7 protein-coding genes and 5 pseudogenes are annotated in these 10559 nt (G+C 39.4%); 3 read left to right on the forward strand and 9 right to left on the reverse strand.

Annotation, left to right across the window (positions count from 1 at the left end):
• Positions 1–101: 101 nt before the first annotated feature.
• From JCM13188_RS14220 to JCM13188_RS21370, 9 genes and pseudogenes are all read right to left on the reverse strand, one after another.
• Positions 102–1342, reverse strand: a pseudogene (locus JCM13188_RS14220) (dicarboxylate/amino acid:cation symporter).
• 226 nt (positions 1343–1568) lie between these two features.
• Positions 1569–2845: pseudogene (gene eno / locus JCM13188_RS14225) on the reverse strand (phosphopyruvate hydratase).
• Positions 2846–3071: 226 nt separating this feature from the next.
• Positions 3072–4605 (reverse strand): annotated as a pseudogene (gene gpmI, locus JCM13188_RS21360) (2,3-bisphosphoglycerate-independent phosphoglycerate mutase).
• A pseudogene (tpiA, locus tag JCM13188_RS14235) lies at positions 4595–5358 on the reverse strand (triose-phosphate isomerase). Before tpiA ends, gpmI begins: the two co-directional pseudogenes overlap by 11 nt.
• 21 nt (positions 5359–5379) lie before the next feature.
• A complete protein-coding gene (locus JCM13188_RS14240) occupies positions 5380–6561 on the reverse strand; it encodes a phosphoglycerate kinase (RefSeq protein WP_054754682.1) in 1182 nt (393 codons plus the stop codon).
• A gap of 141 nt (positions 6562–6702) precedes the next feature.
• Entirely contained in the window at positions 6703–7710 is a 1008-nt protein-coding gene (gap, locus tag JCM13188_RS14245; RefSeq protein ID WP_054754683.1) for a type I glyceraldehyde-3-phosphate dehydrogenase, read from the reverse strand.
• A gap of 94 nt (positions 7711–7804) precedes the next feature.
• Positions 7805–7894 carry a hypothetical protein gene (locus JCM13188_RS21365; RefSeq protein WP_369405063.1) on the reverse strand — a complete coding sequence of 30 codons (90 nt, stop codon included), beginning with the start codon at positions 7892–7894 and terminating at the stop codon, positions 7805–7807.
• A 40-nt stretch (positions 7895–7934) separates the two neighbouring features.
• On the reverse strand, positions 7935–8732 hold the full coding sequence (locus JCM13188_RS14250; protein WP_279401903.1) for a sugar-binding transcriptional regulator: 798 nt from the start codon (positions 8730–8732) through the stop codon (positions 7935–7937).
• 244 nt (positions 8733–8976) lie between these two features.
• Positions 8977–9102: pseudogene (locus JCM13188_RS21370) on the reverse strand (glutaredoxin family protein); the annotation flags it as partial.
• A gap of 120 nt (positions 9103–9222) precedes the next feature.
• Between JCM13188_RS21370 and JCM13188_RS19535 the strand changes: the two are divergent.
• From JCM13188_RS19535 to JCM13188_RS19545, 3 genes are read left to right on the forward strand one after another with little or no spacing between them, the layout of a single operon-like run.
• Positions 9223–9513, forward strand: coding sequence for a mechanosensitive ion channel family protein (locus JCM13188_RS19535; protein WP_279401904.1), 291 nt, complete (start codon positions 9223–9225; stop codon positions 9511–9513).
• The gene (locus JCM13188_RS19540) at positions 9510–9767 is read left to right on the forward strand and encodes a mechanosensitive ion channel family protein (protein WP_279401905.1); all 258 of its coding nucleotides are present in this window, start codon (positions 9510–9512) and stop codon (positions 9765–9767) included. Before JCM13188_RS19535 ends, JCM13188_RS19540 begins: the two co-directional genes overlap by 4 nt.
• 56 nt (positions 9768–9823) lie before the next feature.
• Positions 9824–10447: a mechanosensitive ion channel gene (locus JCM13188_RS19545; RefSeq protein ID WP_279401909.1), complete on the forward strand. Its 624-nt coding sequence runs from the start codon at positions 9824–9826 to the stop codon at positions 10445–10447.
• Positions 10448–10559: the final 112 nt, after the last annotated feature.

Consider the following 10559-nt stretch of genomic DNA (forward strand, 5'->3'; position numbering starts at 1 on the left):
CATAATAGTAAGACAATTCGCAAGGTGAATTTGAATTTAATTAAATGAAACGAAAGCAAAATAAAAACACCAGCCAGTTCAGCTGGTGTTTTAACTTCAAATTAGTCACGAATTGAAGGATCTTTCTCTTCAAGATCTTTTTCTGTCTCAGAGATAAATAATGCACATGTAGCATCACCTGTGATGTTAACTGCTGTACGTGTCATATCTAGTAAGCGGTCAACACCTAGGATTAAACCAATCGCTTCAACTGGTAGTCCGACTTGCTCTAATACCATCGCAAGCATAATAAGCCCTACACCTGGAACACCGGCTGTACCAATTGACGCTAAAATGGCTATCATTAGTACTGTCAAAATTTGCGTGAAGCTTAAATCAACAGCATACACTTGTGCGATGAAAACAGTCGCAACACCTTGCATAATAGCGGTTCCATCCATGTTAATCGTTGCACCAAGTGGCTGAACGAAACTACTGACCGATTTACGAACACCTAAACGTTCTTGTGCCGTTTTCATACTAACTGGTAATGTCGCACCACTACTTGCTGTACCAAATGCAACACTCATCGCTGGTGAGAAGTTTTTAAAGAACCACCAAGGGCTCTTCTTCGCTACAAACTTGATCACCGAACCGTAAGTAATAATCGCGTGAATGAATAATGCTGCAAGCACTACAAAGAAGTAAGCTGCCATCGATGCTATGGCATCCATTCCCGCTCCACCAACTGCTGAAGCAATAAGACCAAATGCACCGAATGGAGCTGTGTACATCACAATCATAATTAGATACATGACCAGTTCATTTGCTTGTTCAAATAATGATAAATTTTATCTGTCTTTTTCGCTAACATCGTCAGTCCAAAACCTATGAAAATAGCAAAGAATATAATTTGCAACATTTCGCCCGATGTCATCGCATCAATAGGGTTGGTAGGAATAATATTAACTAACGTATCTACAACTGATGGCGCTTCTTCACTTTCAAATCCTTCAGCTGATTTGTCTAATAATCCAGGTTCTCCTGGTTTTACGATAAACGCTAGGGCCATCGCGATTGAAATCGCTACCGCAGTTGATAATAAGAAGAATCCAATCGTTTTACCACCGATTCGTCCTAGCTTTTTAGGGTCACCAATATTAGCTGTACCTAAAACAATAGAAATGAAGACAATTGGAACTACCATCATTTGAATTAGACGTAAGAAAATATCCCCTAATGGTGCAAAAACGTATTTGTCTACTGTTCCGAATAAATCAGGAGTAAACAGGTTCATACCTAACCCAATAACTATACCAAGTATGAGTGAGATAATAATGTATTTTGTTAGATTTTTCGCCATATTTTATAACCTCCCTTTTCCCAATAGTAATACTATATAAATATGAAGCTTTTGTCCAATTTATCACAAATTTGAAATCGCTTACTAATAAAAAGTTATAGTTCAAATGCCTGTCATGATAGGGTTTTTCTGATGGTTATCTAGTAAAAAATTACCTTTAATAAAATGCATAAAAATAAAATAAGGCTTCCCAACCCATGCGTTGGGAAGCCCCATTCACATTAGATTATCTCAAGTTATAAAATGCGGTTTTACCTGCATAAGTTGCTGCTGTACCTAAGTAATCTTCAATTCTTAAAAGCTGGTTGTATTTCGCCACACGATCTGTTCTAGATGGTGCACCTGTTTTAATTTGACCAGCGTTTGTTGCAACCGAAATATCTGCAATTGTTGCATCTTCAGTTTCACCTGATCGGTGTGAGATGACAGCTGTGTAACCAGCTTTTTTAGCCATTTCGATTGCTTGGAATGTTTCAGTTAACGTACCAATTTGATTCACTTTAACTAGGATTGAATTACCGATTCCTTTTTCAATCCCTTCATAAAGCTTTTTCGTGTTAGTTACGAATAAATCATCACCAACGAGCTGAACACGATCGCCAATACGGTCTGTTAATAGCTTAAATCCATCCCAGTCATTTTCATCTAAACCATCTTCAATAGATACAATCGGGAACTTATTGACCATCTCTTCGTACCAGTCCACCATTTCTTCAGCCGTACGAGTGACGCCTTCACCTTTAAGGTTGTATTTTCCGTTATCATAAATTTCAGAAGCCGCAACGTCCATCGCTAATTTGACTTCTTCACCTGGCTTGTATCCAGCTGCTTTAATCGCTTCAACGATTGTTTCTAACGCTTCTTCATTTGATTTTAAGTTAGGTGCGAAACCACCTTCATCACCTACTGCTGTGTTGTAACCTTTGTCTTTAAGGACTTTTTTCAGCGCATGGAAATTTCTGCACCTTGGCGAAGAGCTTGTTTAAATGTCGGCGCACCAACAGGCATAATCATAAACTCCTGAATATCAACGTTATTATCCGCATGCTCACCGCCATTTAGGATGTTCATCATCGGTGCCGGAAGTGTTGTTGCGTTAAACCCACCTAAATACTGGTAAAGTGGAAGACCTAAATAGTCAGCTGCAGCATGAGCCGTTGCCATTGATACACCTAAGATGGCATTAGCACCTAATTTAGCTTTGTTTTCAGTGCCATCTAATTCGATTAATAGCTGATCTACTAAAACTTGGTCTGTTACACTGTAGCCAACTAACTCAGGCGCGATAATGTCATTCACATTCTTAACCGCTTCCTCGACACCTTTTCCTAAGTAACGGTTTTTGTCACCATCGCGTAATTCGACGGCTTCATATTCACCTGTAGAAGCGCCACTTGGAACAAGCGCAGAACCAAATGCGCCTGATTCAGTCTGAACTTCTACTTCAACGGTTGGGTTACCTCTTGAATCTAGTACTTCTCTTGCATAAACATCAACAATAATGGCATGATTGAACTCTCCTTTGTTCGTTTTTATAGAAAATCAAATTGATTATAGTACCTGTTATGAAATTTTCGGCCCTTTTCTTGAAGTTATCAGTCACTTTTCCGGCTTAATCGGTCACTTTTTTAAAAATATCGGTCGGTTTTTCAACTTTATCAGTTACTTTTCCGAAAATATCGGTCGGTTTTTCGATTTTATCGGTCAGTCTCGCCTAAATATCGGTTAGTTATTTAATTAACGATTGGCCTGTCATTTCGTCTGGCTTCTTAATCTCCAATAAATCTAATAATGTTGGCGATAGGTCGCCTAAAATTCCTCCGTCACGAAGCTCTAAGTCTTTTTTCGTCACAATAACTGGAACAGGGTTAGTAGTATGAGCCGTCATTGGGCTGCCATCTTCATTTAAAACTTGATCGGCATTCCCATGGTCTGCTGTAATAATTGCATGACCGCCTAGTTCAACTATTTTATCAACCACTTTTCCTAGACATTCATCAACCGCTTCAACTGCTTTAACAGTTGGTTCGACTTTTCCTGAATGTCCAACCATATCTGGGTTGGCAAAATTTAAGATAATTAAATTAGTTGGTTCTGTATCTACGTCTCTAATAACGCATCTGTGACTTCATACGCACTCATTTCTGGCTTTAAGTCATATGTTGCGACTTTCGGTGAGTCAATTAAAATGCGCTTTTCACCTTGAAACTTTTGATCAAGTCCACCACTCATAAAATAAGTCACATGAGGATACTTCTCTGTCTCAGCAATGCGAAGCTGAGTAAGCCCTTCGTTCGCCACAACTTCACCGATTGTATTTTTCGGCATATTTGGTGGGTAAGCTATATGAACGTCTAAGTCCTCACTATATTGAGTCAACGTGACCATTTCTAGGTTATTTAAAGGTTCGTAAGTCTCTTCAAAAACATCTAATCGATTATTCGAAAATACATCCGTTAGCTGCATCGCACGGTCAGGTCTAAAGTTCGCAAAAATAATCGCGTCTCCGTCTTGTACCGTACCTACAGGCTCCTCTGCTTCATCAACCATCACGAATGGCTCAACAAATTCATCGACCACATCTTGTTCATAGGAGTCTTTAACGGATTGAATCGCATTTTGTGAGGTCGGCCCTTTACCTTGACGTATTGCAAGGAACGCTTTCTCTACACGTTCCCAGCGGTTGTCACGGTCCATAGCATAATAACGGCCAGACACAGTTGCAAGCTTGCCGATACCTAATGCATCCATTTTCGCTTGTAAGTCTTCTAAGTAAGTAACCGCTGTTTTTGGTCCCACATCGCGTCCATCTAAAAATGCGTGAACATAGACGTCTTCAACTTTCTGCTCTTTTGCCATTTCAAGTAAGGCAAATATATGCTCAATATGACTATGCACCCCACCATCAGATAACAATCCAAAATATGGAGGGCACCGTCATTTGTTTTCGCATGACTAGATGCCTTAACAAAGGCCTCATTATGATGAAATTCGCGGTCCTTAATCGATAAATTAATACGTGTTAAGTTTTGATAAACAATGCGGCCTGCACCAATGTTTAAGTGGCCAACTTCCGAGTTACCCATTTGACCTTCTGGAAGTCCTACTGCTTCACCAAAAGCTTTTAAAGTCGAGTGAGGATAGTCATTCCAATAACGGTCAAAATTAGGAGTACTCGCTAGTTTAACTGCATTTCCGTGGTCTTCTTCACGAAACGCAAAACCATCTAAGATGATCAAAGCTGCAAGTTTGTTATCTGGCATTCTGACCAGCCTCCACTAATTTTAAGAATGAATCTTCTTTTAAGCTTGCGCCACCTACTAGAGCCCCATCAATATCTGACTGACCAAGAAGTTCTTCAATGTTTTCTGGCTTCACACTTCCACCGTATTGAATGCGAACTTCCTCAGCGACTTCTCCTGAGAATTGGTCTTTAACTACTTGGCGGATGTGAGCGCATACTTCATTGGCTTGGTCGGTCGTCGCCGTTTTTCCTGTACCAATAGCCCAAATTGGTTCATAGGCAATAACGACTTGTTTAGCTTGTTCATCAGATAAACCATCTAGCGCCTGACGAACCTGGCCTTCCACAAAGCTCATCGTTTCATTGTTTTCACGCTGCTCTAACGATTCACCCACACAAACTATCGGAAGTAGGTTATGTTCAAAAGCTGCTAATGTCTTTTTGTTAACAGACTCATCTGTTTCGTTAAAATACTGACGGCGTTCTGAGTGGCCGATCACCACGTAATCAACGAGTAGATCTTCTAGCATGCTAGGACTAACTTCACCTGTAAAAGCGCCACTTTCTTCGTAGTGCATGTTCTGTGCGCCAATTTTAACGTGATAGTCTCTAGCCGCTTCTGATAAAATGGGATATGAACAAACGGTGCACAAACAACTGTGTCAACGTCTTCATTCGTTGGAACTTTCTCGCGAATATCAACAACAAATCGCGCACCTTCAGCAACGAGCTTGTTCATTTTCCAGTTACCTGCAATGATTGGTTTTCTCATGTTTTCACCTCTGTTTTAAAATTACTTTTCGTTTAATGCTGCTAATCCCGGAAGTACTTTACCTTCCATAAATTCAAGTGAAGCTCCGCCACCTGTTGAAATGTGATCCATTTGTTCAGCATAACCAAATTTCTCAACAGCTGAAGCAGAGTCGCCTCCACCAATTACGGTATATCCTTCAGTTTCTGCTAATGCATCAGCGACACCTTTAGTTCCGTTCGCAAATGCTTCGTATTCAAATACCCCCATCGGTCCGTTCCAAATCACTAATTTAGAATCTTTAATGATGTCGCTAAATTTATCGACTGTCTTTGGTCCAACATCTAATGCTTCCCAGTCAGCTGGGATTTCTTCTATTGGGACGACTTTTGTGTTGGCATCTTTTGAAAATTCATCCGCAACTATCGCATCTACTGGTAAATGTAATGAAACACCTTGGTCTTTCGCCTTTTGTATAAATTCTTTAGCAAGGTCAATTTTATCCTCTTCTAATAAAGAATTACCGATTTCGTGTCCTAACGCTTTTATGAATGTATAAGACAATCCACCGCCGATTAGTAAGTGGTCGACTTTATCTAATAAATGATCGATGACACCGATTTTATCTTTAACCTTCGCTCCACCAATAATCGCTGTGAACGGTCTCTCAGGATTTTCAAGCGCTTGTCCTAGTACTTTAATTTCTTTTTCAAGTAAAAAGCCAGACACAGCTGGTAAGTGATGGGCTACCCCTTCTGTTGACGCATGAGCACGGTGAGCCGCACCAAATGCATCGTTCACATAAACGTCACCTAATGACGCTAGCTGCTTGGAGAGTTCTTCGTCATTCTTCTTCTCACCTGGATGGAAGCGAACGTTTTCTAATAATAAAACTTGTCCGTTATCCAAACTATTCACTTCATTTACGACTTCCTGGCTGTAAACTTCGTCTGCTTTAAGAACAGGTTGTTCAAGTAAATTACTCAAGTGTTGAGCAACCGGATCTAAACGTAGATCATCTACGACTTCCCCGCCTGGACGACCTAAGTGACTCATTAGAACCACACGTGCCCCTTGGTCAACTAAATATTGAATCGTGGGCAAAGCCGCACGAATACGTGTATCATCTGAAATGTCTCCTTTTGATAAAGGCACATTAAAATCTACACGGCACAATACTCGCTTACCTTTTAAATCCACATCTTTTACCGTCATTTTGCGCATGTCAAAACCTCCAAAAAGTTCTTTATGTAACTAATATAGCAAAACTTACCTCTTGTTTCGACAAAATTCTAGAAAATAGGGAGGAACAAGTCAATGTCCCTCCCTATATTTTACCAATATTCAACCATTCATTCGAAAAACTTACAGACCTTGTTTTGCCATGTAAGCCGCTAAGTCTACACAACGAGTTGAGTAACCTGATTCGTTGTCATACCAAGATACGACTTTAACCATGTTGTCTTCAATAACTAGTGTTGAATCACCATCAACGATTGAAGAGAATGGGCTACCATTATAGTCGCTTGATACTAGTGGTAGATCTGTATAGTCTAAAATTCCTTTTAATTCATTTTCAGCTGATTCTTTAAGCGCTGCATTTAGCTCTTCTACTGATACATTTTTATCTAACTCTGCAACTAAGTCAACAATTGACACGTTCGGAGTTGGAACACGCATTGCCATACCTGTTAATTTACCGTTTACTTCTGGAAGTACTTTTGCAACTGCTTCAGCTGCTCCAGTTGTTGTTGGGATAATGTTTTCAGCTGCAGCACGCGCACGGCGATAATCTTTATGTGGTAAGTCTAAAATTTGTTGGTCATTTGTATAAGAGTGTACTGTTGTCATGATTCCACGCTTAAGACCGAACTTGTCGCTTAACACTTTTGCAACAGGTGCTAAGCAGTTTGTCGTACATGATGCGTTAGATACGATATGATGACTATCCTTGTCATACTTGTCATCATTAACACCCATAACAACTGTTAAATCTTCATCTTTAGCAGGGGCTGAGATGATGACTTTCTTCGCACCAGCATCAATGTGTTTTTGAGCATCTTCACGGCTACGGAATAGACCAGTAGATTCAATCACAATCTCTACCCCGAAATCACCCCATGGAAGGTTTGCTGGGTCGCGTTCAGAAAGAACTTTAACCTCTTTTCCATCAACTAGAATGGCATCTTCTTTTGCTTCGATGTCAACATCTAGTTCACCATGAACGGTGTCATATTTTAATAAGTGAGCTAGCATGTTCGCATCTGTTAAGTCATTAACTGCTACTACTTCTACCTCATCATTTGTAAGTGCTGCACGGAACACACGACGTCCAATACGTCCAAAACCATTAATACCTACTTTTACTGCCACTATAAAAACCTCCTATAAAATATATAATCATGAATGTGTCAATAAATCTCGAGCAATTGCTTCATCTATAATTAACACATCTGTTGAACCCCATTTAAAAAAAGGCTGAAATTGCTTCACTCTTACTTGCTCCACCCGCTACCGTCATAACGGTCTTATCATCTGTCAAATGGTCTTTTGTCATACCGATAGAGTTTAACTGGTGTATAGTTTTCCCGTTTTGGTCAAAGTAATAACCAAAAAGCTTCCCCTACAGCGGAATTTTCTTTTAATAAATTCACCTGAGAAGAATCGGCTTGACGGCGATGAGCCATCTTTAACGCATCCCCAATTCCGTGGATGACGATATCGGCCCTTTGAATTAGAGACATCACATCTTTAACAGCTGGCTCCTCGATCATTTTTGAATAAATATCTTTGCCCACTGTATCTGGGACATAAAGTAAGCGATAACTACCATTCATTCGCTTAGCCATTTGAACACAGATAGAACTGGCCTGGTATTCATGCATATCGCCAAGGCCACCTCGTGCTGGAACAAATAATGGCCGAACCTGGTCAATTGGGTTTAGACTCTCTGCAACCGCAGCCATCGTCGATCCACCTGTTACGGTTACAATGGAATCGTCACTCAGCCTTTGCTGCAATTCGTCCGCTGCAGCCTGACCAAGTAATTCTTTAACGTCTTTGTTTTGATCCGCATTTCCAGGTACGATTTTCACCTTTTCAACTGGTAGAACTTTTAACAGTTGAGCTTCTAAGTTTTCAAGATCTGAGATTTCACGCATAATGTCTGGGTAAGTTTCAACGATGGACCTGCCATGGTCACTCACCCACATTCCTTTACTCGTAATCTCAACAAGCCCTTGCTCATCGAGAAGCTCAATTTCGCTACGCATTTGCCTTTCCGTTTTATTTAACTGATCAGCTAATGCTCTGCGACCAATTGGTTCATGCAGATGAATCATCTTTAAGATCTGATAACGCTGATCAATCACGGTTAACAAGTCCGGAATAAGCATTTTTTGAAACTGATAAAGTTTATTCAGATCCCATCACCTGCCCTCTTGGTCATTTTTGTCCTTTAGGTAGTCATTTTTTGTCCCGCGTAGGGCAAAAAAATATTCTAACAACAGAATAGCAAAACACCATCTAGCTTGCAAACATTTTATTCTGTTAAGTTTTCCTTCAACAAATCATCTAACGAGCCCGCATTTAGCTCCGATACATCAAGTTCTTGATTATTCACTTTAACAACTGGAATCGTTAAAAATACTTATTTAATAACTGATCATCCTGCTCAATATTTTGTTCGACAATCTCAAATTCATACATGAGCTTATAGGTTTCAAGCATCTCTTTAATTTCATCACACAGTTTGCAATTTGGTTTGGTATAAAATTGACTTGTTTCAAAACAATTTCACCTACTTTTCATCAAAATGTTTAACAATATGACTTTAGGTTATATAAAAATATATCGCAATATAAAAAACATAAAGGAGAGGATTGCATGAACGATTTAACATCATCGTTTCAAAGCATGCTTAGCGATTTAATCCAAGCCATTCCTAATGTGATTGCTGCATTACTACTTTTATTATTAGCTTGGATCGTCGCAGTTGTAGCCAAAAATATTGTACAAAAACTTTTCGTCAAAATGGGTTTACACAAAGGATTAGGTAAAACACCAATGGTCAGAGACGAAAATCACGGAAAAAGCTTACTAGATAGTGCTGGTAAAGTCATTTATTTTCTAGTATTCATTTATTTTTACCCGCTATATTGGACGCTCTTAACATGAGCTCAGTCTCCGAACCTATTTCCAATATGATGGACAAACTTCTTGGATTTATCCCTAACCTCATTGCCGCAGCCATCATATTAGTTATCGGAATCTTCATTGCTAAACTCATCAAAGAACTTTTCGAGAAATTCTTCAGAAGCTTAAATTTAGATGATTGGTTTAACAAAATTAGCCCTAAAAACTCTGGTGGAGCAGAGGTTCAAACGACTCTATCAAACGTTCTAGCTAATATCATCTATATTATCATTTAATTCCAATTATCACAATCGCACTTGAAGCGCTAGAAATCCAAACGATTTCAGAGCCAATTCAAGCTGTATTAAACGACGTTCTATCTATGATTCCAAATATCTTTGTTGCGATTATTCTACTAATCGTTGGTTACTATCTAGCAAAACTACTAGGCAACCTATTAACTAGCTTACTACAAGGAACTGGTATCAATAACATCTATGAATCATTTGGACTAAACAGTGAAAACAAACCAAACGTTGATCTAGCTCAATTACTAGGAACAGTTGTTAAAGCGTTAATTGTTCTGTTCTTTACAGTAGAAGCACTAAACGTTCTAGAACTAGAGGTTCTGAACACCATTGGTGATGCACTAATTGGTTACCTGCCATTCTTATTAAGTGCTCTATTAATTCTAGGTGGTGGACTATTCCTTGCTAATCTATTAAGCAACTGGATTACGAAATACACAAACAGTCCATTCTCAGCACAAATCGTAAAATACGTGGTTATGGTTTTTGCCGTATTCATGACACTAGATCAATTACAGTTCGCGAAAACCATCGTTAATATTGGCTTCCTATTAATTCTAGGTGGTCTCATGGTCGCATTCGCTATCTCATTTGGTATTGGCGGACGCGAATTTGCGAAATCTCAATTAGCTAAACTTGAAAGCAAGCTAAACCGAAAAGATCAATAAATAGGTAGAGGCCCTGAGCAGCTCAGGGCCTCTTTTCTTATCTACTATAAAAGCCAAAGCGTTGAACCTCGGCTTTTTCTCAATTTGGCTATTTTATTCGCTACTTTAGCCG

The sequence above is a fragment of the Piscibacillus salipiscarius JCM 13188 genome (assembly GCF_001311865.1).
GTDB classification, from domain to species: Bacteria; Bacillota; Bacilli; order Bacillales; family Alkalibacillaceae; genus Piscibacillus; species Piscibacillus salipiscarius.